Source organism: Mangrovicoccus ximenensis (genome assembly GCF_003056725.1).
Taxonomy (GTDB): domain Bacteria; phylum Pseudomonadota; class Alphaproteobacteria; order Rhodobacterales; family Rhodobacteraceae; genus Mangrovicoccus; species Mangrovicoccus ximenensis.
This window is the reverse complement of sequence record NZ_QBKZ01000001.1, coordinates 282,483-306,381: the sequence shown is the minus strand read 5'-3', so window position 1 is coordinate 306,381 and position 23,899 is coordinate 282,483. Positions and strand designations below refer to the sequence as shown.

At 68.2% G+C, this 23,899-nt stretch carries 22 protein-coding genes and 7 pseudogenes; 11 read left to right on the top strand and 18 right to left on the bottom strand.

Annotated elements, in window-relative coordinates; all coding sequences use genetic code 11:
- Positions 1-1,145 precede the first annotated feature (1,145 nt).
- The 3 genes and pseudogenes from C7T91_RS01810 to C7T91_RS37685 all read left to right on the top strand — a co-directional run bounded on the left by C7T91_RS01810 (position 1,146) and on the right by C7T91_RS37685 (position 2,777).
- Complete coding sequence (locus C7T91_RS01810; RefSeq protein ID WP_108257758.1) at positions 1,146-1,337, top strand: helix-turn-helix domain-containing protein; 192 nt, start codon at positions 1,146-1,148, stop codon at positions 1,335-1,337.
- 78 nt (positions 1,338-1,415) lie between these two features.
- A pseudogene (locus tag C7T91_RS37690) lies at positions 1,416-1,871 on the top strand (LysR substrate-binding domain-containing protein); the annotation flags it as partial.
- Positions 1,872-1,943: 72 nt separating this feature from the next.
- Positions 1,944-2,777, top strand: a complete 834-nt coding sequence (locus C7T91_RS37685) for a glutathione S-transferase N-terminal domain-containing protein (RefSeq protein WP_269100133.1) — start codon at positions 1,944-1,946, stop codon at positions 2,775-2,777.
- Between the two features lie 91 nt (positions 2,778-2,868).
- Here the strand turns inward: C7T91_RS37685 and C7T91_RS01800 are convergent.
- From C7T91_RS01800 to C7T91_RS01785, 4 genes and pseudogenes are all read right to left on the bottom strand, one after another.
- Positions 2,869-3,141 (bottom strand): annotated as a pseudogene (locus C7T91_RS01800) (hypothetical protein); the annotation flags it as partial.
- 118 nt (positions 3,142-3,259) lie between these two features.
- Positions 3,260-3,649: an integrase core domain-containing protein gene (locus C7T91_RS01795; RefSeq protein ID WP_108257755.1), complete on the bottom strand. Its 390-nt coding sequence runs from the start codon at positions 3,647-3,649 to the stop codon at positions 3,260-3,262.
- 81 nt (positions 3,650-3,730) lie between these two features.
- A complete protein-coding gene (locus C7T91_RS01790) occupies positions 3,731-4,732 on the bottom strand; it encodes an IS110 family transposase (protein ID WP_108257754.1) in 1,002 nt (333 codons plus the stop codon).
- Between the two features lie 56 nt (positions 4,733-4,788).
- A pseudogene (locus C7T91_RS01785) lies at positions 4,789-5,277 on the bottom strand (IS5 family transposase); the annotation flags it as partial.
- A gap of 89 nt (positions 5,278-5,366) precedes the next feature.
- Between C7T91_RS01785 and C7T91_RS01780 the strand changes: the two are divergent.
- On the top strand, positions 5,367-5,804 hold the full coding sequence (locus C7T91_RS01780) for a helix-turn-helix domain-containing protein (protein WP_407943243.1): 438 nt from the start codon (positions 5,367-5,369) through the stop codon (positions 5,802-5,804).
- 4 nt (positions 5,805-5,808) lie between these two features.
- On the opposite strand, the gene C7T91_RS01775 is transcribed toward C7T91_RS01780, so the two are convergent.
- The 5 genes from C7T91_RS01775 to C7T91_RS32100 all read right to left on the bottom strand — a co-directional run bounded on the left by C7T91_RS01775 (position 5,809) and on the right by C7T91_RS32100 (position 8,695).
- Complete coding sequence (locus C7T91_RS01775; RefSeq protein WP_108257753.1) at positions 5,809-6,489, bottom strand: RibD family protein; 681 nt, start codon at positions 6,487-6,489, stop codon at positions 5,809-5,811.
- A 91-nt stretch (positions 6,490-6,580) separates the two neighbouring features.
- Positions 6,581-6,976 carry a (R)-mandelonitrile lyase gene (locus C7T91_RS01770; RefSeq protein WP_108257752.1) on the bottom strand — a complete coding sequence of 132 codons (396 nt, stop codon included), beginning with the start codon at positions 6,974-6,976 and terminating at the stop codon, positions 6,581-6,583.
- A 23-nt stretch (positions 6,977-6,999) separates the two neighbouring features.
- Positions 7,000-7,635: an NADPH-dependent F420 reductase gene (locus tag C7T91_RS01765; RefSeq protein WP_108257751.1), complete on the bottom strand. Its 636-nt coding sequence runs from the start codon at positions 7,633-7,635 to the stop codon at positions 7,000-7,002.
- Positions 7,636-7,656: 21 nt separating this feature from the next.
- Positions 7,657-8,418 (bottom strand): carboxymuconolactone decarboxylase family protein, encoded by a 762-nt coding sequence (locus tag C7T91_RS01760; protein ID WP_108257750.1) that lies wholly within the window; start codon positions 8,416-8,418, stop codon positions 7,657-7,659.
- 127 nt (positions 8,419-8,545) lie between these two features.
- Positions 8,546-8,695 carry a hypothetical protein gene (locus C7T91_RS32100; RefSeq protein WP_161555688.1) on the bottom strand — a complete coding sequence of 50 codons (150 nt, stop codon included), beginning with the start codon at positions 8,693-8,695 and terminating at the stop codon, positions 8,546-8,548.
- On the opposite strand from C7T91_RS32100, the pseudogene C7T91_RS01755 reads away from it, so the two are divergent.
- A pseudogene (locus C7T91_RS01755) lies at positions 8,674-9,088 on the top strand (IS5/IS1182 family transposase); the annotation flags it as partial. The gene C7T91_RS32100 and the pseudogene C7T91_RS01755 overlap by 22 nt on opposite strands.
- A 476-nt stretch (positions 9,089-9,564) precedes the next feature.
- On the opposite strand, the gene C7T91_RS32095 reads toward C7T91_RS01755, so the two are convergent.
- Together C7T91_RS32095 and C7T91_RS32090 are read right to left on the bottom strand one after the other, a co-directional pair.
- The gene (locus tag C7T91_RS32095; RefSeq protein WP_161555687.1) at positions 9,565-9,861 is read right to left on the bottom strand and encodes a hypothetical protein; all 297 of its coding nucleotides are present in this window, start codon (positions 9,859-9,861) and stop codon (positions 9,565-9,567) included.
- A gap of 680 nt (positions 9,862-10,541) precedes the next feature.
- On the bottom strand, positions 10,542-10,715 hold the full coding sequence (locus C7T91_RS32090) for a hypothetical protein (RefSeq protein ID WP_161555686.1): 174 nt from the start codon (positions 10,713-10,715) through the stop codon (positions 10,542-10,544).
- On the opposite strand from C7T91_RS32090, the gene C7T91_RS01745 reads away from it, so the two are divergent.
- The 4 genes and pseudogenes from C7T91_RS01745 to C7T91_RS01730 form a co-directional block, all read left to right on the top strand.
- Complete coding sequence (locus C7T91_RS01745) at positions 10,690-11,745, top strand: M20/M25/M40 family metallo-hydrolase (RefSeq protein ID WP_108257748.1); 1,056 nt, start codon at positions 10,690-10,692, stop codon at positions 11,743-11,745. The two genes, C7T91_RS32090 and C7T91_RS01745, sit on opposite strands and share 26 nt — an antisense overlap.
- 32 nt (positions 11,746-11,777) lie before the next feature.
- Positions 11,778-13,103, top strand: a complete 1,326-nt coding sequence (locus C7T91_RS01740) for an LLM class flavin-dependent oxidoreductase (RefSeq protein ID WP_108257747.1) — start codon at positions 11,778-11,780, stop codon at positions 13,101-13,103.
- Between the two features lie 101 nt (positions 13,104-13,204).
- A pseudogene (locus tag C7T91_RS01735) lies at positions 13,205-13,948 on the top strand (IS6 family transposase).
- A 311-nt stretch (positions 13,949-14,259) separates the two neighbouring features.
- Positions 14,260-14,866 (top strand): annotated as a pseudogene (locus tag C7T91_RS01730) (transposase); the annotation flags it as partial.
- A gap of 185 nt (positions 14,867-15,051) precedes the next feature.
- On the opposite strand, the gene C7T91_RS34485 reads toward C7T91_RS01730, so the two are convergent.
- Positions 15,052-15,309 (bottom strand): hypothetical protein, encoded by a 258-nt coding sequence (locus C7T91_RS34485; protein WP_236637916.1) that lies wholly within the window; start codon positions 15,307-15,309, stop codon positions 15,052-15,054.
- Between C7T91_RS34485 and C7T91_RS34480 the strand changes: the two are divergent.
- Positions 15,200-15,439 (top strand): annotated as a pseudogene (locus C7T91_RS34480) (c-type cytochrome); the annotation flags it as partial. The gene C7T91_RS34485 and the pseudogene C7T91_RS34480 sit on opposite strands and share 110 nt — an antisense overlap.
- A 70-nt stretch (positions 15,440-15,509) precedes the next feature.
- Positions 15,510-16,796 (top strand): c-type cytochrome, encoded by a 1,287-nt coding sequence (locus C7T91_RS01725; protein ID WP_236637915.1) that lies wholly within the window; start codon positions 15,510-15,512, stop codon positions 16,794-16,796.
- Positions 16,797-16,914: 118 nt separating this feature from the next.
- On the opposite strand, the gene C7T91_RS01720 is transcribed toward C7T91_RS01725, so the two are convergent.
- From C7T91_RS01720 to C7T91_RS01695, 6 genes are all read right to left on the bottom strand, one after another.
- Positions 16,915-17,517 (bottom strand): septum site-determining protein MinC, encoded by a 603-nt coding sequence (locus tag C7T91_RS01720; RefSeq protein WP_161555685.1) that lies wholly within the window; start codon positions 17,515-17,517, stop codon positions 16,915-16,917.
- Between the two features lie 285 nt (positions 17,518-17,802).
- Positions 17,803-18,609: a 5-deoxy-glucuronate isomerase gene (iolB, locus tag C7T91_RS01715; protein WP_108257745.1), complete on the bottom strand. Its 807-nt coding sequence runs from the start codon at positions 18,607-18,609 to the stop codon at positions 17,803-17,805.
- Positions 18,606-18,794, bottom strand: coding sequence for a hypothetical protein (locus C7T91_RS01710; protein WP_108257744.1), 189 nt, complete (start codon positions 18,792-18,794; stop codon positions 18,606-18,608). The genes iolB and C7T91_RS01710 overlap by 4 nt, the downstream gene beginning before the upstream one ends.
- Before the next feature lie 136 nt (positions 18,795-18,930).
- Entirely contained in the window at positions 18,931-20,772 is a 1,842-nt protein-coding gene (gene iolD, locus C7T91_RS01705; protein WP_108257743.1) for a 3D-(3,5/4)-trihydroxycyclohexane-1,2-dione acylhydrolase (decyclizing), read from the bottom strand.
- A gap of 47 nt (positions 20,773-20,819) precedes the next feature.
- Positions 20,820-22,733, bottom strand: coding sequence for a bifunctional 5-dehydro-2-deoxygluconokinase/5-dehydro-2-deoxyphosphogluconate aldolase (locus tag C7T91_RS01700; protein WP_108257742.1), 1,914 nt, complete (start codon positions 22,731-22,733; stop codon positions 20,820-20,822).
- Between the two features lie 149 nt (positions 22,734-22,882).
- A complete protein-coding gene (locus tag C7T91_RS01695; protein ID WP_108257741.1) occupies positions 22,883-23,713 on the bottom strand; it encodes a MurR/RpiR family transcriptional regulator in 831 nt (276 codons plus the stop codon).
- Positions 23,714-23,899 lie beyond the last annotated feature (186 nt).

Genomic DNA, 23,899 nt, shown 5'->3' with positions numbered 1-23,899 from the left:
GCCTGCCATCAAGATGACTTTCAAGCCTTTGTGGGCTTCGGAGCGAATTCCTCCGGCTTGAACATCTCTTCCCCGCGGCCAATCCTCTTCACATAGGAAGAACCTGTCGCACCGTCGAAGGCGAGCCCGTAGGTCGCGCGCCCTTCCGAATTGTATCTGAGGCACTCGTGGATTGCCGCATACACGAAGGCCAGGACGAAGGGCGAGATGATCAGTGCCGCAAGCAGATGAGCGTTGATGATGAGCCTCCATCGGTTTTCTCGAAGGGACAGGCACCGCATTCGGCGCCAGCCCCGGATCTCTCAGAGAACATCACCGGAATGGGCTGACTGCAACTTGCGCACCATGCTCGCAGTCACGACACGCGCATTTTTTGCCTCTCCAAGCCCACCGACAGATCAAATGCATATTTAATAGGCCAATGGCGCGCAGTTGCGTCACACAGAAAGAGATGGCGGCCCAGTCTGCCGAACGCAAACGCCCCGAACTCACGCGGAGCGACCTGTGGCGGGCCACGTTCCCGACCGCATCCGAGTCGCCGCCAGAGAAACCTGCAGCGCCGTTCATGACGGTCCCTGCCGCGTGCATGGCGCTCCTTCTGGCCAAACGGCGGGATCGGCCTGTCCCGGGATGACGTCGCTGCCCGGGCGCGCAGCCCCTCAGCAGCAATGCGGGCGAAACAATGTCCGGCGGCTTGCGGTCATGCCGGCATCCTCGGCATGACCGCTTGGCGACACTCCGCAACGCACTCGAGATATCTGACCGGTTCCTTCATCTCCAGCGCGTGCCCGGATGGCCGGCCAGAGCGCAAGGGCGCCGACTGCCGACAGAAACAGCCCGGGGAAAATCGGAAATGCGTTGCAAGTTCCGGCAGCCGACACGCAGCTCGAGGCCAAGCCGAACCGGACCGCACCGTGGAGCGCGCCCCCCTCCGCAGCCGCCATGGCCACCAACATCGCATTGGCTGGCTGCAGTCCGGTCAAGATCCAGAGCGGCATGACGTGGAGCCAGACGGCCCGGTAGACGGTCATGTCCGGGCAACGGTGCCGCCTGCAGCTGATGCCGGACGACATCTGCATCGGAAACGGGCGTGTTCAAATCATCCGCCCGGCTGTCAGCGCTGCTTGACGTGACAACTCCCCAACGTGACCAACCGGATCAAGGCGCTGGAGCAGTCGATCGGCACGCAGCTTTTCGTGCGCAAGCGCACCGGGATGGAGCTGACCGATACCGGCGAGGCGCCGCACCCCAAGGGCCGCGGATATCGGCCCTGGCGTGCGAGGCGGAGCATGTGGTGCGCGATGTCTCGCGCGAGCCCTCGGAGCCTCTCCGGATAGGGTCGATGGAGACGGCGATGGCGATCCGTCGGCCGACGGTGCTGGTCGCCTACCGCGCCGCCTGCCCCAAGATGGCGCTGGAGATCGGCACCGGCCCGGCAGATGGTCGAGCAGGTGCTCGACGGGCGGCTCGGCTGCGCGCTGGCGGCCGGGCCGGTTTCGGAGCCCGTGCTCCGCGGGGAAACCGTGCTGGGCAAGGAGTTGGCGATGGTCACCGCCCGCGGCCGGGACACGCTCGAGGCCTGTCTGGCCGCCCATCCCGAGCCGACTGCGCTGATGTTCCGCGAGGGCTGCTCCGACCGCGCGCGCTTCCTGCGGACGCTGTCGGAATGCGCGGTCGGCCAGGCGCTGAGGGTGGAATTCGGCACGCTCGACGGCATTCTCGGCTGCGTCGAATCCGATATCGGCATGTCGATGATGCGCGCTCGGTGGCCGAGGCCGCAACCGCCCCCCCGAGATCGACATGCACCGCATGGGCGCCGGGGGCATCTTCGTCGACACGGTGCTGGTGCGCCGCCGCGACGCTTTCGAAACCCGCGCCTTCGGCGACATGCTGCGCGCCGCCTGTCCCGCTCCTGTCCGACCGCGTCCCGGGGAGAACCGCCCATGAGCCTGCCCGGCCGCCCGATCAAGCTCTATTGGCACGGGAAATCCGGCCATGCCCACCGCGCCGAACGGATGCTGTCGCTGCGCGGTCTGCGCTGCGGGACCATCCGCATCGACCTGGCCGCCCGCCCGCAGAAGGCGCCGGACTACCTGGAGATCAGCCGCTTCGGGCAGATCCCTGCGATCGAGGATGGAGGCACGGTGCTCTGGGACAGCTGCGCGATCCTCGTCTGCCTTGCCAAGCGTAACGGCGCCGACGGCGGCTGTCTGCCCGCGGTTCCCGCAGGGGCGGCGGAGGTGCAGCGCTGGCTCTCGGTCGCGGCCGGTCCGCTGGCAGCGGGCCCGGCAGCGGAACCGCGGCGTGCCCCCCTCGTGGATCCAGTCCCGCGCCGCCCGGCCGAGGCTCGCGGCCAGCGTTGCCCGGATGCCGGTCACCGCCGCCGTCCGCTCCGTCGAGGAAGCCCAGAACAGATGCCGCTCGCGCAGATGGTCGGCACCCTCGACGGTGCGCCCGCCCGCCTGGCCGCTGGTCCAGGCATAGTCGTCATAGAGCCCCGCCTTCAGCCCGAGCTCCGCCATGAGCCCGACGGCGCGCACATAGGCGGCAATGAACGCCTCCGACAGATAGACCTCGCGCGGCATGGAGAGCCGCGCCTGGATGTAGATGCGCCCGAAGCCGCGGTCGCGGAAGTCCGCCAGCTGGCGGCGCATCTCCGGCTCCTCCGGCAGGCCGGACCAGAACCAGTAGGCGTCGAGGCGCGTGCCGCCGGGCGGTATCGGATCGGACATCGGGACGCCTTGCTGCATTCGGACCGGGAACGCCCCGGACCCTAATCCAGACCCTGCCAGCTGTCAGCCACAATGTTGGTACACGAATAATAATGATTGCCGCTACTTCCCTAGCTTCGCCAATGGGCGTCGATGATCAGCGCCATGCCAGCGCCCGGACCACGGCGGGGAGCCGCTCGGCCGAGGCGCCGGGCTCGAGCCGCACCGTCACCGCGCGAACGGCGATCTCGACGCTGCCGCCCGTTGGCGGCGCCGCAGCGGGCTCTGGCGTCGCCGCCATCAGAGACACGAACTCCGTCGCGTCCTCGGGCGCGGGAAGCACCAGCCTGCCGCTGCGCGCCTTCTGCCGCCAGGCCGAAACCTGGTTCGACGCCAGCCCGTTCCGCGCGGCCAAGTCGTTCACCGTCGCGCCGGGCGCAACGTCTCGGCGACGATCTCAGCCTTCAGCCCGTCCGGCCACTTCCGGTTCCTGCACCACGTCTCGCGCTCGTTGGCGAGAACCTCGAAATGTGCGCTCATCGAGAAAGTCACTCCCTGCTCGTTGCCGGGAATGAGATCTCAGCCCCCGCCTCGCAAACAGTGTATCCGCAGCAAAGACTGGAGTGCGCTCCTGCGGGCGGACATTCCCAGGCGGCGGCTTTGACCATGGCGCGGGCGTGGCCGTCCCCGAACTGTGCAGGGCTGAGATAGCCCAAAGCTGAATGCAGGCGGCGGGTGTTGCAGGCCTCGATGAACCGGGGCAAGCCGGTGGCGACGTCGTGGAAAGCCTCATGCTCCATCAGGCAAGCGTCCTCCACCTTCAGGGTCTTCATGAAGCTCTCTGCCTTTGCGTTCTGCGCCTTCGAACGGTCCGCCGGACCGTTCGATCCGCTGGCGCGGACCGGCTTGAACTCGTACGGGGTGCCGCAGCGGCTCATCGATCCGGAGAAGCCGTTTCGGCGAGCATGCCTCGATGCAGCTCCGGCGCATGCTGGGATCCGCGGACGCCCTTCTGTTTGTCAAGCGACGATCTGGGTCTGGTTGATTTGATCGTAACGGGCCCGGATCAACCTGTAGACCTCGCGTGCGATGCATCGCTTGACGCACCGGAGCGCTTCGCGTTTCGAACGGCCGTCTGCGATGATGTGCAGGGCGCTGTTGGCTGCCCTGTCACCTCCCCGGTTCAGGCGATGGCGGTTGATCTTGCCGCTGGATGCCGGGATGGGGCTCACCCCGCACAACGCCGCGAAACTCGCTTCGGATTTCAAGCGGTCGGGGTTGGCGCCCGCCGCAATCAGCAATTGAGCTGCAGAATGATACCCGATGGCATCCTGGGCCACGAGCCCGGGTGCCAGTTCGTCGACGATGGCCTGGATCATCTTGTCGAGGTCTGCGATTTCGCCATGCAGCTCGAGATAGCGCCGGGCCAGGGACTTCAGCGAGATCCGGCAGGCGGTCATGTCGGGGCGCCAGGCTGCAAGCGTGCGGATCAGCGGCATCCGCGTCATGTGCCGGATGCTGTCGCGCATCGCGTCCGGGGCGGCGACGATGGTGTTCCCCATCATCTGGAGCGCGATCCTGCGGGCCTGCACCGCTGTCTTCCGAACGGCCCTGAGCACCCGCAATGCCCCGATCATTCCATCCCGCGACTTGGGCGTGACCGTCCTTTTCCCGGAGAAGGCGGCATGCGCCGCAGCCTCCGCATCGAAGGTGCCGGATTTTCCGCGTGCCCGGCGGCCGTGCTTGTCCGGACCGGTGACCTCCAGCACCTGGACACCCGCCTTCCGGAAGTGGCGGAGCCCCGCGGCGCCATGGGTTCCGGTGGCTTCGATTCCGGCGCGGCGGAGATCGCCGAAGGACCGCATCCACTCCAGCATCAGCCTGTAGCCATGCCGTGTCGTCGGGAAGCTCTCGCCCGCGATGACGCGGTCCTTGTCGTCGACGACCGCCGCGACGTGAAGATCTTTGTGCGCATCCACCCCGCCGAAGATCGTGCGGCCTTCGCTTTGCTTGTCCATCATCTGGCGTTGTTGGACAAATCAGCTGATGACCGCAGTCCCCCTTTCCCCGGACACACCTATCCTGCGGCCACGGTCATCGGGATGCCGAGGGCCGTGAAATGGTTCAGGACCGCCACCCGGATCTGGACCTCGGCTACCTGGCGGTCGAAGTCCCGTGACATCAGACGCTGGCCGAGCTGTTTCACGCAGTTCATTTTCGTTTCGCCCCTGCTGCGGCGGTGGTACCCGCTCCAGTTCCGCCAGAGTGCGCGGCCCAGGTGCTTCGATGCCCGCAGGCTCTCGTTGCGCGCCCGGGCGCCTGCCGTGTCCGCCTTCCATGGCCTCGCATTCCGCCTCGGAGGGATGATGGCTGCTGCTCTGCGCGCCGCGATGGCGTCATGGCAGGCGCGGGTGTCATACGCACCGTCGGCGGTGACGGTGGCGATCTCCTCGTCCGCTGGTATCTGGGCAAGCAGGTCCGGCAGCACCGGCGCGTCGCCGACATTGCTCGAGGTGACCTCGACGGCCCGGATCTCCAATGTTTGCTCGTCGATTGACAGTTCCAGCAGGCTCGCGACGAAACCGGTGGCTTGCCGGAGCGGCAGGCCGAGCAGGACCTTGAGGGTCAGGCGCGCGCGCGACTGAGGATGCCGCCGTGCTGGGGCCGATGCTGCGGCGGGAGCTCCTCTACCGGCTGCTGCGCGGGCCGCATGGCCCTGCGCTGCTGCAGGCCGTGGCTTCCGATCCCCGCATCCGCCAGGTGCGCCGCGCGATCGACTGGATCCGCAGCCATGTCGCCGAGACCGTGCCTGTGGCGGAGTTGGCCTCCTGCGCGGGCATGGCCGAAGCCACCTTCCGCCGCCATTTCCGCGTGGCGACCGGCATGAGCCCGGTGCAGTTCCAGAAAATCCTGCGCCTGCAGGCGGCGCGGCGGCTGCTCCTGTCGGGCCGCGATGTCATCCGAACCGCCCATGCGGTCGGCTATGAAAGCGCCTCGCAGTTCAGCCGCGACTATTCCCGCACCTTCGGCCGTCCGCCGTCGCAGGAGGCGCGCCAGCTGCAGCCGCGGGCGCAGGCCGAAGGAACGGCCTGAGGGCTCAGGCCTTGCCGAGACGGTGGCGCAGCCAGACCGTGCCGCCGGGCAGGGTCTCTGCCGAGACCAGCTCCAGCGCGCGGGCGCCGCGCGGGGCGTCGCCGTCATAGATCGCCGGGATGCCGCGCTGGCCGTCCAGAACCGGGTGGATCAGCGTGCTGGTCTCGTCGATTACCCCTGCCGCCAGGAATGCGCCGTTGAGCGTGCCGCCGCCCTCGAGCAGCAGCCGCGAAACGCCGAAGGCCGCGCCGATCCGCGCCAGCGCGCCTTCGATATCGGCCCCGCCGGGACCCGAGAAGACGACCGAGACGCCCTTCGCCGCCAGATCCGCGACATGGGCTTCCGATACCTGTCCGGACAGCACGATCACCAGGTGGTCGCCGTCGAGATCGCCGCTTTCCGGGCGCAGCCGCCCGCTGCGGTCGAAGGCGATGCCGAGCCCGGGACCGCGATGCCCTGCGATGCGGTCGCGCGGCTCGGCCCGGGGGCCGTCCGTCGCCGGATCGCCGGAGTCGAGGTAATGCCCCATGGTTTCGCGCCCGGCGATCCAGCCATCGGCCTCCAGCCGCGCGGCGGCGCCGTCATAGACCTCCAGAAGGGCGTCTTCGGTGCAGGGCCAGCGATCGGCCAGCAGACGTCCGTCGAGCGAGGCGATCATGTGGCAGATGATGTCGGGGCGGGTCATGGGGCAGCCTCCTTCTTGGGGACAACAGGACCCGCCCCCCGGCAAGGGGAACGGGCCCGTGTCAGTGCCGTCCGGCCGGGCGCGCGGGCGCTCAGCCGTTGTAGTCTTCGTCCGCGACCTTCTCCATCCAGGTCACCGGCGAGCCGTCGATGCTTTCCTGGATCGCGATATGGCTCATCGCGGTCTCGGCGCTGGCACCGTGCCAGTGCTTTTCGCCGGCCGGGAACCACACGACATCGCCCTGGGAGACCTCTTCCACCGGGCCGCCTTCGCGCTGGACGCGGCCGCGGCCGAAGGTGATGATGATGGTCTGGCCCGCCGGATGGGTGTGCCATGCGGTGCGCGCGCCCGGCTCGAAGGTGACATGGGCGCCGGAGGTGCGGCCGGGTTCGTCGGCGGCGAAAAGCGGATCGACGCGGACGGTGCCGGTGAACCAGTCCTCGGGACCTTTCATCGACGGCGCGCTGCCGGAACGGATGATTTTCATGGTCTTTCCTTTCGTATTGCGCCTCAGCGCAGCTTGGTGAAGCGGTAGGTCCAGGCTGCGCCGCCGGGCTGGACATAGGCCAGCTCGACGGTGGCCATGGCGAATGGCTCGACGAAGCGCGCGTTGCGCGCCCCGCCCGTATCCTGCGGCTCGAAGCCGGTGTCGCGGGCCAGCCCGAAGGCGGCCTGCTTGGCCCCGGCATCGTCGCCGTAGATCATCACATGGGGCGGCTCTGCCTGCCCCTTGCGCTCGTGGACCGGGAAGAAGCTCTCCGAGGGCGTGGTGGAGAAGCCCCCGGCCCAGCGGGCCTCGGGGCGCATCCGCATCAGTTCCTCGAGCCCCGAGGAGGTGGTGCCGACCACCAGTTCCGAGTCGCTTTCGTTCAGCGGCAGCGTGCAGCTCAGCACGGTCCTGCCGGCAAGATCGCCCGCCTGCGCCAGCACGTCCGGGACGCGCGACCAGTGGACTGCCAGCAGCAGCACATCCGCCTCCGCGGCGGCCTCGGCGACGCTGCCCGCGCGGGCGCCGCAGCTCTTGGACAGGCGGTCGAGCTTCGAGGCGGAGCGCGAATAGGCGAAGGTCACGTCATGGCCGCAGCGCGCCCAGATCGTGCCGAGCTTGCCGCCCATCAGGCCGCTTCCCAGAATGCCGATCTTCATCGCTCCACTCCCCCTGGCCGGTTACTCGCCGCGGCTTTCGAAGACCTGCTTGGCCACCGGCAGCGCCGAGAAGACCTTGGGCCAGCCGGCATAGAAGGCAAGGTGCGACAGCATCGCGCCGGCCTCTTCCTGGGTCAAGCCGTTGTCCATGGCGCGGTTGAGGTGGAAGGTCATCTGCTCGGGCTGGCCGGCCGCGATCAGCGCGGCGACGGTCACCAGGCTGCGGTCGCGCGGCGCGAGGTCGGGGCGCAGCCAGAGGTCGAGGAACAGGATCTTCTGGGTGGTGTCGACCACGCCCTGGCTGACATCGCCATACGTCGAGGAGACGAATTCCTGGCGGGAATCCTCCGCCTCCTGGTCGAAATCGAGGAATTCGACATCGGCGCCGGGCAGGTCCTCGGCCGCGATGCCGCGGGCCTCGTAGACAGGGGCCATCGCCTCGGCGGCGGCGGTCGCGTTGCCGAGGCCGGTATAGAAGGCCAGATGGGTGATGGTCTCGCTCAGCTCGGCCGGGGTCACGCCGGCATCGAGCGCCAGCTCGACGAAGCTGCCGAGGTTCTCGGTCTCGTGGCGGGTCATCAGCGCCGCGAAGGTCACCAGCGCGCGGTCGCGCATCGACAGTTCCTCGCCGGCCCAGACTTCCCCGAAGATGTTGTCGGAGGCATAGGCATCAAGGGCAGGCGCGACGCGGCCGACGGCGTCGGGCAGGGTGGAGGAGGCCTCCTGCGCGGCTGCGGTGCCGGTGACGAGGGCGAGGGCCGAGGCGGCGAGATGCGTCTTCATCTTGGATCCTTCCGGATTGCGTTCGGTTACGGCCCTTATCTGGCCTCCCGCAGGGAAAGCTTAATGCCCCCGCTCGCCAAGGCGCCCATGAACAGGGCTCATCAATCGCAATCCGGACGGCCCGGCGTCAGAGGCTGCGCAGCTCGCGCGGGCGGCGCACCAGGAAACTTGCCGCGATCATCGCAAGCGAGATCAGCCCGCCGGTGACGAAGCCCGCGCGCACGCCCGCCGCCGTCGCCTCGGCAATCGCGGCGCCTCGGGGTCGACGAGCAAACATTGGAGATCCGGGCCATCGAGGTCACCTCGAGCAATGTCGGCGACGTCGAGCCGGCGAGCGCCACCGGTCCGAGCGAACCGGCGAGGGATGCTGCCGGAACTCCTGAAGCAGACCGGCCCGGATCGGGAAATGCCCACGGTCCCTGCCGATGGCGCCTGCGCCACGCGCGCCCCGCGCAACGAGATCCTGCGGGCGTCGAAGCACCTGTGGCGGAACTGGAGCGGGTATCACCGCCGGAGCCGGGTCGAGACGAAGATGAACTGCGTGAAGCAGCTCGGCCAGCGGCTGATGTCACGGGAGTTCGACCGCCAGGTGGCGGAGGTCCAGCTCCGCGCGGCCATCCTGAACCGCTTCACCGCCCTCGGCAGCCCGGTCACTGTGGCAATGGGATAGGTGTGTCCGGGGAAAGGGGGACTGCGGTCGCCAGCTGATTAGTCCAACAACGCCCTGCGACAATGCCCGCGGGAACGCCAGGCTATGGAAACCGGACACGGGCGGGGTGCGAGCGCGCAACGCGTTCCTGAGGGCAACGAAGCGCTCCGGCCGGGCTTTGCTGCGGAACCGGAGCGGGCATCACCGCCAGAGCAGGTCCGGGACATCAGTCGGAACAGGAAAAGCTCGGGTGGGGGGCGATCCACGCCTTCGCGGCGGCGCTCGGACCGGTGGCGCGTGCCGCTCAATCCTCACCCGCTTCACGGCCCCCGCCCGGCATTCCGGTCACCGCGGCCTTGGGATAGGCGTGTCCCGGAAAGGGGAACCTGCGGCCGTCAGCTGATTTGCGCGACAGGGCGGCCTCATCTGATTGAGAATCTCCGGACGGCATGCATTTCCTGCTGAACGAGGGAACACCGGCGGCGGCAGCTGCGATCTCAGACCGTGCCGAAAGCCGTTTCGGCCGCACGCAGGGCGGACAGGCTCCCAGCTGAACCTGATCCAAGCGACGTGCCGGATCTGTCCCGAGTATTTCCCAAGCAAGTGTTGACCATGTGGGCCGAGATCACCACCGCCGGACCGGTGCCTGCCGACAGCGGATGCGTCGGGACGCGACGCAGCACCCCGGCCACGGCCAAGCCGGTGACCCCGCCGACCAGGATGTCCTGAACCAGCGCCAGCCGACGGGACAGGGCCACCGCCTCCGGCTTGGATATGCAGTTCTCCGCCGCCATCAGCGATGCATACCGGTTCCCCGGCACGAAGCTGTTCCCGAGCCTCGGGACGACGTGGAGCCCCGCCGTGTCGCCGAAGGTCGCCGAGCCTGCGACATCCGTCGCGATGATCTCCGCCCTGCACCCGGCCTTCCTCAGCCCCCGCTTTGCGGTCCCGCACCAGCCTGGCCCGGCCGTCCTCGGACCAGTCACCGGCGAAAGCGGCGGGAAGCGTGGCCAGTCTGGCTTCGGGCGCCTGCTCGATGAGCTTGCGCGCGCCTTGGCGGATGAGGCCCGTCAACGGATCCGGCGAAAACCTCGGTGGATCGGGCAGAGTGGCGATGGCCGTCTCCGGCATGTGGCACATGTTCGACCGCTCTCCCGGACCAATGGCGTTCGCGGTCGCGCGCGGCAGGGAATTGACGGCGTCTGAACACCGCCTCGATATGCCGCCCCCCAGGCCATCGCCAACTTTCGCGCGGCACTCGGGCTGTGGCTGAGGGGGCTCTTGGATGACGGCTGTCGTCCTCGGAATGCCCGAGAGCCGTCAGGTGAACCGGTCCGGCCTGTCCACCCCCAGGAACGCGCTGCGGCGCGTGGCCAGCAGCGGAGGGAAGGCCCGTCTCGGCGGACCTGGGGACGATGACCAACGGCAGCCGGGTCGGGCCCTCCTGCCGTTTCCGGCGGCAGGAGGACGGCCGTCAGCCGGCCAGCAGCATGGCGTTGCCGCCTGCCGCCGTCGTGTCTATGCACAGGTGCCGTTCATGGAGCACATGCGCCGCATCGGGCATCGCCGTGACCAGCGCGATGATCGGCCCCGGACGGGCCGCCAGCGCGCGGGCCTGGGCGGTGGCCTCGCCTCCCCAGCTCAGCACCGCGGCAATCCCCGGCAGCCATTCCAGCGCTTCGGCCGGGACATGGCCTTCGGAACTGGGGCTGGTGCTGTCGGGACATCTCGATGTCGTGCCCGTGGAGGGCCAGGACTGGACGGTCCCGCCCTTCGCCGCCACCGCGCGCGGCAGCCGCATCTACGGCCGCGGCACCACCGACATGAAGGGTTTCGTCGCCTGCGCGCTGGCCCTCGCCGGCCGGCTCGATCCGTCGCGGCTGGAGCGCCCGCTCTGGCTGGCGCTGTCCCATGACGAAGAGACCGGCTGCCGCGGCGTTCCCTCGATGATCGCGGGCATGGCGGCCCGCGGCCTCCGCCCCGATTTGGTGCTGGTCGGCGAGGCGACCGCGATGCAGATCGGGCTGGGCCACAAGGGCAAGATGAGCCTGACCGTAACCTGCCGCGGCGAACCTCGCCATTCCTCCGAGGCGCCGCTCGCGCTGAACGCGCTGCATCTGGCAGGCGATTTCCTCGCGGGGCTCAGGCGGCTGCAGGACGACCTTGCCGCGAACGGTCCGCAGGAGGCCGGCTATTCGGTGCCCTGCACGACGCTTCATGCAGGGCGCATGTCGGGCGGCACAGTCGTCAACATGGTCCCCGAGAGCGCCGAGATCCTGATGGAGGTCCGTCCGGTCGGCGCCGAGGACATCGCTGCGCTGGCCGCGCGCATCCGCGGCGTGGCGGAAGAAGCCGCACGGCCCCATGCCAGCCGCTTCTCCGGTCCGCTGATCACGGTGGAGGAAACCGGACGCTATCCCGGCCTGTCGATGCCCGCCGATCTGCCCGCCCTGGCGGCGCTGCGGGACTGCCTGCCTGCCGGAACCGCGACCTGCCTGCTGAGCTACGGGACCGAGGCCGGGCTCTATGCCGCCGGGCTCGACGTTCCCGTCCTGGTCTGTGGTCCCGGCGAGATCGCCCAGGCCCACCGCCCGGACGAGTTCATAGAGCTGTCCCAGCTCGCCGCCTGCGACCGGATGCTCGACGCGGCGGCCCTGCGCTTCTGCGCCGCTACCTGACCTGCCTCTCCCCTCCCCACAAGGATCGGACCATGACCCGGAAACAGCTTGCCATCGGCACCCTGATCGACGCCTACGGGCTTCACCCCGCTTCCTGGCGCAGCGACGAAGCGCAGCCCGGCGCGCCCACCGACATCGCCCATTTCAAGCGAATCGCGCAGATCTGCGAGAAGGGCAAATTCGATTTCCTTTTCCTTGCTGATACGCCCGCCGCCCGCACCTCGGATCTGGAGATCTGGGCGCGCTCGCCGATGTACATGAACCAGCTGGAGCCGATCACCCTGCTGACCGCGCTGGCCGGCGCGACCGAGAAGCTCGGCCTTGCCGCGACGGCTTCGACCAGCTTCTACGAGCCTTACAACCTCGCCCGGCTCTTTGCCTCGCTCGACCATATCTCCGGCGGCCGCGCGGGCTGGAATGTCGTGACCTCGGCCAATGACTATGCCGCGCGGAATTTCGGCGCGGACCGCCTGCCCCCGCATGACCGGCGCTATGCCAAGGCTGCCGAGTTCCACGGCATTGTCACCGCGCTCTGGGACAGCTGGGAAGACGACGCCTTCGTCTACGACAAGGAGGCCGGGCTGAATTTCCGTCCGGAAGCGCAGCACGCCCTCGACCATGACGGCGAGTTCTTCCGCATCCATGGCGCGCTCAACATTGCCCGCCCGCCGCAGGGCCACCCGGTGATCCTGCAGGCCGGCGCTTCGGAAGCAGGAAAAGAGCTGGCCGCACGCACCGCCGAGGCGGTCTTCGGCGTCGCCACCGAAATCGAGGCGGCAATCGCATTCTATGACGATCTCAAGGGCCGCATGCCCGCCCATGGCCGCGATCCCGACCACCTGAAAATTCTGGCCGGCGCGACGATCGTGGTCGGCGACAGCGCAGAGGAAGCCAAGGCGCGTTTCGATCAGTGGCAGTCGCTGATCCACCCGGAGGTCGGGCTGATGCGCATCCGGCAGGACATCGAGGCCGACCTGTCGGACCTGCCGCTGGACGAGCCGGTCCCGCTTGACCGCATTCCGGCAGAGGCCCGCCATCACCGGGCGTATTTCGACGAAATCTCCGGCATGATCCGGCGCGGCCTGACCCTGAGGCAGATCTGCCAGCAATACACCCGCTCCAAGGTGACGCTGTTCGGATCGCCTGAGGAGATTGCCGATGTCATGCAGGAATGGCTGGAGCGCGGGGCCTGTGACGGGTTCATGATCACCTTCCCGGTACTGCCCTCCACCTTGTCCGATTTCGTGGACCGCGTGGTTCCGGTGCTGCAGGACCGGGGGCTGTTCCGCCGCGAATACTCCGGTACGACCCTGCGGGACCACCTCGGCCTGCCACGTCCGGCAAACAGGTACATATGACCTCTGGGCTTTCGCTCGGCCTCCCGCCGGCATTGCCAACTCGTTCGGGATGGCACAGTCAAGTTGCCGGGCACTCCAGATGGCGGCAGCCTGATCTCAGGCTGAACGTCGAAGACTTGTCCCGGATCAAAGGCTTCCGCGTCCCCGAAATGTCGTCATCGACGCCGTGCGGGCGTATCACCGCTTCGCCCTGAGCCTGCGCGACGTCGGGGTTCTCCTGGCCGCGCGCGGCATCACGGTATCCCCGTGAGACGATCCGCGGCTGGGTCGACCGCTTCGGCCATCAATTTGCCGCAAGCATCCGGCGGGGCCGTCCGGCTCCTGCGGACAATTGGCATCTCGGCGAGGTCGTCATCCGGATGAACGGCAAGCCCCATTGGCTGTGGCGTGCGGTGGATGCGAACGGCATTCGCCAGCATGCTTGAACGCATGGCGCATTCCGGCTCATCTCCCGATATCCTGGTCCGGGCGCGGCGCGACAAGGATGCCGAAAAGCGCCTTTCCGCAAGCTTTTCCCGCGCTGGGGCATGGCACATGTCCTGGTGACCGGCAGACTCGGTTCCTGCGCGGCGGCGAAAGCCGAAATCGCGCCGGGCGTCGGCCGCCGCAGGCACAAGGGGCTGAACAACCGCGCCGAAGCCAGCCATCGCCATGCGAGGCGCTGCGGGAAGATCATGGGCCGGTTCAAGTCGGCGGGCGAGGCCCAACGGCTCCTCTCGGTCCATGATCAGGCAGCCGCCTTGTCGAGGCCAAAGCGCCATCGCCTCTCCGCCACGTCCTGCCGCCACGCCGGGTCACATGCCTTCGATCTGCGGAACGCATGCACCGCCGGGCTCACCGCATGAAAAGCGGCCTGAGCAGCCGTCCTTGGGAAACGGATGACAACCTGGCTGTGAATATGCTTGGGCAGTCTGGTGGCCTGACTCGCAACTTGATTAACCTTGTGTCATTGCACTGACGTGTCGACCACCAGACTGCCCCGGCAGCGGGCGAGATGTGAGGTGATAGGGTGGACGGTCCTTCCACCCTCGCGCCCCTGGGGCATGGTGGGGTTTCGTATTCATTGAAATGAGGGCCACAGAACATGGACAAGACGGAGACGATCGGACCGGACCCGTTGACCGGCAGGTGATTGCGCAGCGCTGTCCCGAGAGGGGGCGTGCGCCGCGACGGGCAGAAGGTCCTGTTATCCATCAAGAACATGGGCGGCGAGAGCACCGCGGCCTGGGGCCAGTTCCTCGCCGATCTCGATGCCCGCGGCCTGCGACGGCCCGAATTCGCCGTCGTCGACGGCGCTCCGGGGCGAGGACCTGCCGATCCAGCGCTGTACGGTCCACAAGCACCGGAATCTCTTGGCGCATGCCCCCAAGCGCCTCCACGACGAGCTGGCCGAGGACTGCCGCGACATGATCTATGCCGACACCGACGCCGGGGTGGAGCTCAGGCGCAAGATGTTGCCTCGCGCAAGTGGCGCCTGAAGTGCGGGCGTCGCGGACAGCCTGGAAGAGCCGGGCGACCGGCTCTTCAGCTTCACCCGGCTCGATCCGCCGCAATGGAAATCGGCCCGCACAACCAACGCGATTGAGCGACTGAACGAAGAGTTCCGCCGCAGGATCAAGACCCAGACCGTGCTGCGCTGCGCCGAGACGGTGCCGATGCTGCTCTGGGCGCTGCTGGCCTCCGGGCAGATCCAGATGCGCAAGATCGACGGCTGGGAGACCTTCTCCCAGCCCCTCGAGCCGATGTCCCTTGACCTCGCCGCCCGAACGGAGCCAAGTTCACATGCCCGGAGCACGCCGCTCGGCAATTTCCACCACATTCGCGACACGACCGTAGCCGGGATTGGTTGACGCTTTCCGGCGAGAGGGCGGCGCATTTCGAGGCCATGTGAAGGGCAGTCGAAAATTTCCATATGCATGGATAGTTGGCTATCATGGGTTGCACCCCGTCACTGGATCTGGACGGTGATCTGCTGGCTCTCCCGCGTCGCCGGCGGTGTTGCGGGCATGCTGACCTTGGGGGCCGTGGGCATTCCGATGGCCCGCTCGATCCCGCCGCAGCCCGCCCCCGCCGCCTCGACCTTCTCGGCGGAGACGATCGAACGCGGCCGCCAGGTCTTCGCCGCGGGCGATTGCGCGGTCTGCCACACCGCCGAGGGCGGCATCCCGAATGCCGGCGGGCGCGGGATGGAGACGCCTTTCGGCACGGTCTACACCACCAACCTGACGCCCGATCCCGAGACCGGGCTGGGCCTGTGGTCCTTCGCCGCCTTCGACAGGGCGATGCGCAAGGGCATCTCGCGCGATGGCCACAATCTCTATCCGGCCTTTCCCTACACTTCCTTCGCCAAGATCGACGGCGCGGACATGCAGGCGCTCTATGCCTACCTCCAGACGCNTGGAGCCGGTGACTGCGGAGGTGCCGGAATCCGAGATGCTGGCGCCGGTGAACCTGCGCCCGGTGAATGCGGTCTGGAACGCGATCTACCACGACGCTTCGCCCTTCGTGCCGGATGCCGCGCAATCGGCCGAGTGGAACCGCGGAAAGTACCTGGTCGAGGCCGCCGGTCATTGCTCCGCCTGCCACAGCCCCCGCAATCTGCTGGGCGCCGAGGCGACCGGGGCGAAGGCGCTGTCGGGCGCGGTGATCGACGGCTGGTATGCGCCGCCGCTGGCTGGATCGGCAATGGCCGAGCGCGGCTGGGACGAGGCGGGACTCTATGCCTATCTGCGCGAGGGCCATGCTCCCGGCACCGCCAGCGCCTCGGGCCCGATGGGCGAGGTGGTCGACAGCCTGACCGCGCTGCCCGATGCCGATATCCGCGCGATGGCGGTCTATCTGGCCGGTCTCGCCGCGCCGAATGTCGCGCCGGCGCAGGTGCCGGAACAGGCCGAGCTGCTGCCCGACGCTTCGTCGCGGCTCTTCCGGTCGGCCTGTTCGAGCTGCCACGAGCCGGGGCTGGCCGACACCTTCACGGCGGCGCAGGTGCCGCTGTCGCGGTCTGCCGCGATCCGCGCGCCCTCGGCGGAGGGCCTGAAAACGGTGATCCGCGACGGGATCGAGGCGCCGCTGTCGCTGCCTTTGCGCGACATGCCGGGCTTCGGTGCGGAACTGTCGGAGCCGCAGATCGAGGAGCTGGCCCATTACCTGCGGGCCCGCTACGCGCCGGATCTTCCGGCCTGGCAGGGCGCGCCCGCCTCCCGGGCTCCGGCGGCAGAGGCCAGAGCGCAAGCGGGCGCCCGGGAGGGTCCGGGCACGGGGCGGGTGGCACGCGGAGTGGCTGCTCTGCCCGCCCGGCTCCACACGAGCATCAGGGCAGGCGGGCGCGCTTTCAGGGTTTCGACCGGAGGGGACTGCAGGATGCCATCGATGCGCCTGGTGCGGAGGACGGCCGTGGCCAAGGTATCGCCGGGTCGGCCTGGTCACCCTGAAGCAAGGGGGCAGGCTTCGCCTGTCGCCGAGTTTCGTATCGAAACGGAAACCGCCTGGCGTCGCACGGCGGTTTCAGGAGGACTCATGTTGGATTGCCACCGGTCGGGGTGCAGCATCGGATGGCATTGGAAGATGAAACCAGCAGGCCGGCGGAGATGGCGGCGGACCCAAGCCTCCGACGGCGGGAGCGCCGGGATGCGAAAATCGCCCGGCATCCGCAGGCGTCATCGGCCCGGACAGCCTGTCCCGCGGCTGCGGTGACCGGCCTGCCGAGGCGCTGACGCGGCTCAGGATTGCCTTCGGGCTCCGGCGTTCGGACACTTGGCGGCCGGGCTCCTGTAACGTCAGTCTCTGGCCGGCACGTTTTGCGCCGCGTGTCCTATCGCCGGAAAAGGCCCCCCGCAGGCCTGCTCCTGATCCGTATCGCCCCGGCTCCGCCGGCGATCGCCGGTCCAGCGGCGCTGGAGCGCCCGGTCGGGATGTTCGGAACCCCGCAAGTGTCCGGAACGCGCCCTCCCCCTCGTGCAGGGTTGTTGTCACCGTTCTTCGCTTCGGCCTTGGCCTTGCGTTCGGCGACCATGCGGTCGGCCTCGCGGCGCTGCGTCTCGACCCGGTCGAGCGGCGCATCGCGCCCGCCCGGCAGCGGCAGCAGCCCGGCCTTCTTCGCGGTCTCGGTCTGCTCCGTGGTGGCGTTCTGGATGCCGAAGACCGACAGCTTGCGGCGCTTGAGCGCCTCGATCAGCTGGGTCAGCGCATCGCCCTTGAGCCCGCCGCCCACTTCGCCCAGATCGATGACGAAGGGCGCGTGGTCGAAGAAATGCGGCATCCGCATCAGTTCGGCATCCAGCGCCTTGTAGAACGCCTGGTCCGGATGTCCGGCAAGCCGGAGCGCAACGGCCGTGAAGAACCGGCCCCTGATCTGGAATGGCTTGACCGACGCGACGGGGTCCGCGGCGGTGGTGTCCGATGTGAGTGAATTCACGCCCGATCCGATGCCTGTGTTTGTGCTGCCTGATGCGCCTGTCTGATGCGGCGCTTTCCCGAAACGGTAGCGCATTTGCACCCGCCGGTCCATCGGAATGACGCAAAATAGGCACAGGGGGCGGCGCTTCGCCACGATATGGTGTGGTCGGCCCGGGATATCGGCAAAAGAAGGCGCTGTTTATGAACGGAAAGCCTCCCGCGCCCGCCGGCAGGCGGATTTGCGCCTGCCGGGGACGGGGACTTGCACGGAGGTGATTTGCCGCCCGGCAGCGCGGGCCGCGACTCAGGCGTCGCGCTCCATGATCGGCACCACCGCCGGATGCGCGACGAAGCGCCATTTCCGGAGCGGCCCGGCCATGACGTTCAGATAGTACATCTCGAACCCGTAGGGCGCGCCGCAGGGATGGTGGCCGCGCGGCACCAGCACGACATCGCCGTCCGCCACCGCCATGGTTTCGTCGAGCGCGCCGTCCTCGGTATAGACCCGCTGGATGCCGAAGCCGTCGCCCGGATTGATCCGGTGGTAGTAGGTCTCCTCCAGATAGGTGATCCGGGGGAAGTCGTCCTCGTCATGGCGGTGGCTCGGATAGCTCGACCAATGGCCCGCCGGGGTGAAGACCTCGGTCACCAGCAGGCTGTCGCAGTAATCCTCGTTCTCCATCGCGATGTTGTTGATGTGGCGCGTGTTGGTGCCCTTGCCGCGCTCCGTCAGGGTGATGCCGTCCGGGCCGATCCGGCGTGCTTCGTGGCCGCCCATGCCGGGGGCCGCGCAGACCGCGATGGTGCAGCCGGTCTCGGCGGTGGCCTGCCACTCCTGGCCGTTCGGGATGTAGAGGCAATGCGGCGGCGTCTTTTCGAAGACATTCATCCGCTCGCCGAGCACGCCCCAGTCCTTCCCCGCGCCGGTGAAGGCGGCCCTGCCTTCGACCATGACGAGGATGACCTCGTTGGGGCCTGTCGCTTCGCCCACGGTCTCGCCCGGGCGCAGCTTGTAGAGGGAGAAGCCGACATAGCGCCAGCGGGCGCTTTCCGGGGTGATCTGGTGCACCTTGCCATGGGTGCCGAAGGGCTTGCAGAGAAGGTCGCTCATGGGTCGTCTCTCGGATCGAAGGTCACGAAGAAGCCGTAGCCGCAATAGATCCCGATCCCGGCCGTGAGGACGGCCCAGAACCCATTGCCCATGACGGCTTCGAACACCGCCCAGCCAAGGCAGAAGCCGGTGACCAGGACGCGCCGCCACAGCGGGCGGAAGAACGGATGGTTGAGGTCGAACATGGGGGATCACTAGCCGGTCGCGTGACCTGTTGGAAGGATGGGTTCGGCGCAGGCCGACCGGAACCGGCCGCAGGCGCCGGGGCCTCGCCCGGGGGAGGGGCCGCGGGGAGGGGGCACGCCCCCTCCCCGCCTGCCGTCAGTTCAGCACGCGCTGGTTCAGCACGTTCTCGATATAGCTGCCGCGCGCCTGCTCCAGCCGCTCCGGACCGCCCGCCTGCGGCACCGCCACGTCCCACCAGGCGCCGCCGCCATTCTCGCCGGGGCCCGGACGCGGATCGGTCTCGATCACGATGACCGTGGGAATGTCCCGGCCCTTCGCCTCGGCGAGCTTCGCCTCGAGGTCGGCAATGTCCGCCGCCTTGACGGCATGCGCCCCCATCGACGCGGCATGGGCGACGTAGTCGATCTCGGGCTGCTGCTCGATGTTGCAGTCCTTGTAGAGGTTGTTGAACTCCGCCCCGCCGCAGCCCTGCTGCAGCCGGTTGATGCAGCCATAGCCACGGTTGTCGGTCAGCACGACGGTGAAGGGGATGCGCCGCATCACCGCCGTCGCCAGCTCGGCATTGGCCATCATGTAGGAGCCGTCGCCGACGAAGCAGACCACGTCGCGCTCCGGCGTGGCGAGCTTGATGCCCATCGCGCCGGCCACTTCGTAGCCCATGCAGGAATAGCCGTATTCCATGTGATAGCCCCCCTGGGAGGGCTGCCACAGCAGCTTCAGCGCGCCGGGCATCGTGCCCGCGGCACACATGGCGACGGTGGCCTCCGAGCCGGTGCGCTGCACCGCGCCGATCACCTCGGCATCGATCGGCAGCTCTCCCCCGGTCCGCTTGCGGTCGCGGCAATGGTCGTCGACCTTGGCCAGCCAGGCCGCGCGCGCCGCCGGATCGAAGGCCGCCGCCTTGTAGTCCCCGAGCGCTCCGGACAGGAGCCCGAGCGTCACCTTGGCATCGCCGACGAGACTGACAGCGCCATGCTTGGCCGCATCGTAGCCATGGATGTTCAGGCTGACGAAGCGGACATCCGGATTGCGGAACAGCGCCCGCGAACCGGTGGTGAAATCCTGGAACCGCGTGCCGATGCCGATCACCAGATCGGCGGTGGCCGACACGGCATTGGCGCTTTCGGCGCCGTCGACGCCGGAGGCGCCGAAATTCATCGGATGGCTTTGCGCCAGCGCCGATTTCCCGGCCTGGGTTTCGGCCACCGGAATGCCGTGGCGGGTGGCGAACGCCCCCAGCTCGGCCTCGGCCTGCGAATAGATCACCCCGCCCCCGGCGATGATCACCGGGTTCTCCGCCGAACGGATCAGCGCCGCGACCTCGTCCAGCTCGCGCGCATCGGGCTGCGGGCGGCGGATGTGCCAGACCCGCGGCGCGAAGAACTCCGCCGGATAGTCATACGCCTCGGCCTGCACGTCCTGGCAGAAGGCCAGCGTCGCCGGACCGCAATTCGCCGGGTCGGTCATGACGCGCAGCGCCCGCGGCAGCGCGCTCAGGATATGCTCGGGCCGGGTGATCCGGTCGAAATAGCGGCTGACCGGGCGCAGGCAGTCATTCGCGGACACGGTGCCGTCGTCGAAATCCTCGACCTGCTGCAGCACCGGATCGGGGCGGCGGTTGGCAAACACGTCGCCCGCGATGATCAGCAGCGGCAGCCGGTTGACATGCGCCAGCGCGGCGGCCGTCACCAAGTTGGTGGAGCCCGGCCCGATCGAGGTGGTCACCGCCATCGCGCGGGTCCGCTTCTTCGCCTTGGCATAGGCGATGGCGGCATGGGCCATGGTCTGCTCGTTCTGGCCGCGCCAGGTCGGGAAGGCATCGCCGATACCGTGCAGCGCCTCGCCCAGCCCCGCCACGTTGCCATGGCCGAAGATCGCCCAGATACCGTCGACGAAGCGCTCGCCCTCTTCGGTCATCTGTACCGACAGCCAGCGCACCATCGCCTGGGCTGCGGTCAGCCGGATCGTCTGGCCCATTTCCGTTCCTCCCTCGCGCGTCGCAGGCGCGGTCATGTCCTTCGGGCTCATTCCGCAGCCTCTTTCGTTGCATTGGCACGGGCGCCGTCCCAGACTTCGCAGAGCCGGGCATAGCGCTCCGCCATCTGGACAACGGCCGCCGCGTCGGTCATGGCGCCCTTCATCCAGGCGCGGGCGGCATCGCCGAAAATGGTCCGCCCCACGGCAAAGCCTTTCACCAGGTCGAAACCGGCGGCAACCTCGAAGCTGGCGGCCAGCTCGGCCTCGGGCGCATCGAGACCCAGCACCACGATGCCGCGGGTATGCGGGTCGTTCTCCTCGATCGCCGCGACGGCATTGGCCCAGGCCGAGGGCGTCTTCAGCGGCTCGAGCTTCCACCAGTCGGGATAGACGCCGAGATCGTAGAATTGCCGGATCAGCGTGGCGGTCGTCATGTCATCGACCGGACCGACCTTGGAGGGGATGATTTCCAGAAGGAATTCCAGGTTGTTGCGGCGCGCGGCGGTGAAGAGGCGGAGCACCCGCTCCTCCTGCAGCGCGCGGGTCGCCGCATCGTCATCCGGGTGGCAGAAGACCAGAAGCTTGACCACGTTCTCCCGCGCCCATTCGCGGAACTGGCCGAGATCCGGGCCGAGCTCGGGCTCGAATTCGATCGGGCGGGATCCCGGCAATTCGGTCGGACGGCCGATCCAGAGACCGGAGCCCGAGGCCGCGTGCAGCGCCTTGCGGCCGATGCGGTTGTCGCAGAGGATGCCGCAGCCGGGCCGCCCGCCCTGCACCTGAAGCGCCGCCTTCAGGCAAAGCTCCTTGAACGCGCCGCCCTTCGCCAGCGTGTAGCCCTCCATCTCCTCGAGCTGCATCCGGTGGTCGAAGGCAAATGTCCGCACAGTCGGCCAGTCGCCCTTGCGGTTGGTCGCCCAGTGGACCTGCTCCAGCTCCGCGTCGTTGCGCAGATCCGGGCGGACGATGCCGCGGCCGAGGAAGAACTCCAGCTCCTTCAGCGACGGATAGGCCGGGGTGCAGCCATGGCGGCTGACCGCGAAGGCGCCGCAGGCATTGGCGTATTTCAGCGCGACCGGCCAGCTCTCGTCATCCATCCAGCCCTTGAGCAGGCCGGAGAAGAAGCCGTCGCCCGCGCCCAGCACGTTGAACACCTCGATCGGGAAGCCCGGACCGGCCTCGCCCTCGTCGAGGCTGTCCGGGATTTCGCCGGTGATCGCCACGGCGCCCTGCGCGCCGCGCTTGCAGACCAGCGTCGCGCCCGAGACCTTGCGGACCGCCTTCAGCGCCTCGATCGTGTCGGTGGATCCGCCGGCGATGTGGAACTCTTCCTCGGTGCCGACGATCAGGTCGAAGAAATGCAGCGTCGACTGCAACTTGGCGGTGACCGCAGCACTTTCGACGAAGCGGCTCTCGCCGTCGCCATGGCCGGCCACGCCCCAGAGGTTCGGACGGTAGTCGATGTCGAGCGCAGTCCTCAGACCGTGCTTGCGCGCCAGTTCCAGCGCCTTCAGCGTCGCCGCCTCGACCTTCGGGTGGCTCAGATGCGTGCCGGTGGCGACCACGGCGCGCGCCGAGGCGATGAACTCCTCGGAGATGTCCTCGGCGGCCAGCCCCATGTCGGCGCAGTTCTCGCGGTAGAAGATCAGCGGGAACTGGTCCTCGTCGCGGATGCCCAGAAGCACCAGCGCGGTCAGCCGCTCGGGATCGGTGACGACGCCCGTGGTGTCGACGCCCTCGCGCTCCAGCTGCTCGCGGATGAAGCGGCCCATATGCTCGTCGCCGACCTTGGTGATCACCGCGGTCCGCAGCCCCAGCCGCGACGCGCCGCAGGCGATGTTGGTCGGCGAGCCGCCGATATACTTGTCGAAGGAGCCCATGTCTTCCAGGCGCCCGCCGATCTGCGTTCCGTAGAGATCGACCGAACTCCGGCCGATGGTGATGACATCCAGCGTCTTCATGTCATGCCTCGCTCCATGGGGGAGCCCGCGATGCGGCAGGCCTCCTGCCCGGCGCCGCATCCTGTCCTCCCCGGACCGCGCTGCGCGGCCCCTCCTCAAAATGGAATAAACATTCCATTTCGGAAAAAATCAACTGCTAAATTCCATTCTCAGCCGTCATTCCGCCGCGTTCCGACCGCAACCGCCAGCGCAATCGCCAGCGACATGGTAGCGGAAAGCGCCCGGAACGCCCCGAAATCCGCCTCGGAGACCAGCAGCGGCAGCATGCCCGGCCGGGCGAAGGGGCCATCGGTGCGGTCGGTGATCGCCACGACCGGCAGGCCGGCGGCGGCGGCGGCTTCGGCCATGGCGACGGTTTCGGGCGTATAGGGGGCGAAGGTAACGACCAGCAGCGCATCGCCCGGCCGCATGGCGTGGCGATGGTCCAGCCGCCCGGTCTGGTCATGCAGCATCGCCGGGATCTGCATCTTCTCGAAGGCATAGGCCAGATAGGCCGCCACCGGAAAGGCGCGGCGCAGCCCGGCAAGATGGATCACCCCTGCCCCGGCCAGCACCCGCACCGCCGCCTCCAGAGCCGCCGGCTCGATGGAGTTCGCCAAGTTTTCTAGAGAATTCCGCCCGGAGTCTATGAATTCCGCCAACAGCGCCGAAGGGCTGTCCCGCCCCTCCTCGCGCAGCAGCTCCAGCCGGGTGGAATAATCCGGCAGGCCGGGATTGTAGGCCTCGCGGAACATCCGCTGCATCTCGGAAAATCCGGAAAATCCCAGAACCTGGCAGAAACGCATCATCGCCGAGGGCGCCACCCCGGCGCCGTCCGCCAGCTGCGCGACGGTTGACACCGCGACACGGTCCGCATTCGCCTCGAGATAGGCGGCGCAGTCGCGCATCCGCCGAGGGAGAGACGGACCGAGCTCACGCAGCCGCTCCCGGAATTCCTCGACGCTCTGCGGTGGCGCCATCGCCCCTGTTTCGCTGGCCATCCCGGCTCCCTCGCTGCGCGCTCCGCCAAGCCAAAAACTTGGAACAAAAATTCCACGTTTGCAACATCCGGTAGCGGCCCGCGCCGCGAGGCCCGGCAGCAAAGCCAGGAACCTGGATGGTTTGCGGCATCTTCACACGGAGAGACACAAGGCACGGCCGCAGCGGAACCCCGCCAGAAAGACGTT

Coding starts and splice junctions, on each gene's coding strand:
- C7T91_RS37685 (WP_269100133.1), top strand. CDS start 1,944: ATGAGCCTGCCCGGCCGCCCGATCAAGCTCTATTGGCACGGGAAATCC.
- C7T91_RS01795 (WP_108257755.1), bottom strand. CDS start 3,649: ATGAGCCGCTGCGGCACCCCGTACGAGTTCAAGCCGGTCCGCGCCAGC.
- C7T91_RS01790 (WP_108257754.1), bottom strand. CDS start 4,732: ATGATGGACAAGCAAAGCGAAGGCCGCACGATCTTCGGCGGGGTGGAT.
- C7T91_RS01775 (WP_108257753.1), bottom strand. CDS start 6,489: ATGACCCGCCCCGACATCATCTGCCACATGATCGCCTCGCTCGACGGA.
- C7T91_RS01770 (WP_108257752.1), bottom strand. CDS start 6,976: ATGAAAATCATCCGTTCCGGCAGCGCGCCGTCGATGAAAGGTCCCGAG.
- C7T91_RS01765 (WP_108257751.1), bottom strand. CDS start 7,635: ATGAAGATCGGCATTCTGGGAAGCGGCCTGATGGGCGGCAAGCTCGGC.
- C7T91_RS01760 (WP_108257750.1), bottom strand. CDS start 8,418: ATGAAGACGCATCTCGCCGCCTCGGCCCTCGCCCTCGTCACCGGCACC.
- C7T91_RS32100 (WP_161555688.1), bottom strand. CDS start 8,695: ATGTTTGCTCGTCGACCCCGAGGCGCCGCGATTGCCGAGGCGACGGCG.
- C7T91_RS32095 (WP_161555687.1), bottom strand. CDS start 9,861: ATGGCGGCGGAGAACTGCATATCCAAGCCGGAGGCGGTGGCCCTGTCC.
- C7T91_RS01740 (WP_108257747.1), top strand. CDS start 11,778: ATGACCCGGAAACAGCTTGCCATCGGCACCCTGATCGACGCCTACGGG.
- iolB (WP_108257745.1), bottom strand. CDS start 18,609: ATGAGCGACCTTCTCTGCAAGCCCTTCGGCACCCATGGCAAGGTGCAC.
- C7T91_RS01710 (WP_108257744.1), bottom strand. CDS start 18,794: ATGTTCGACCTCAACCATCCGTTCTTCCGCCCGCTGTGGCGGCGCGTC.
- iolD (WP_108257743.1), bottom strand. CDS start 20,772: ATGGGCCAGACGATCCGGCTGACCGCAGCCCAGGCGATGGTGCGCTGG.
- C7T91_RS01700 (WP_108257742.1), bottom strand. CDS start 22,733: ATGAAGACGCTGGATGTCATCACCATCGGCCGGAGTTCGGTCGATCTC.
- C7T91_RS01695 (WP_108257741.1), bottom strand. CDS start 23,713: ATGGCCAGCGAAACAGGGGCGATGGCGCCACCGCAGAGCGTCGAGGAA.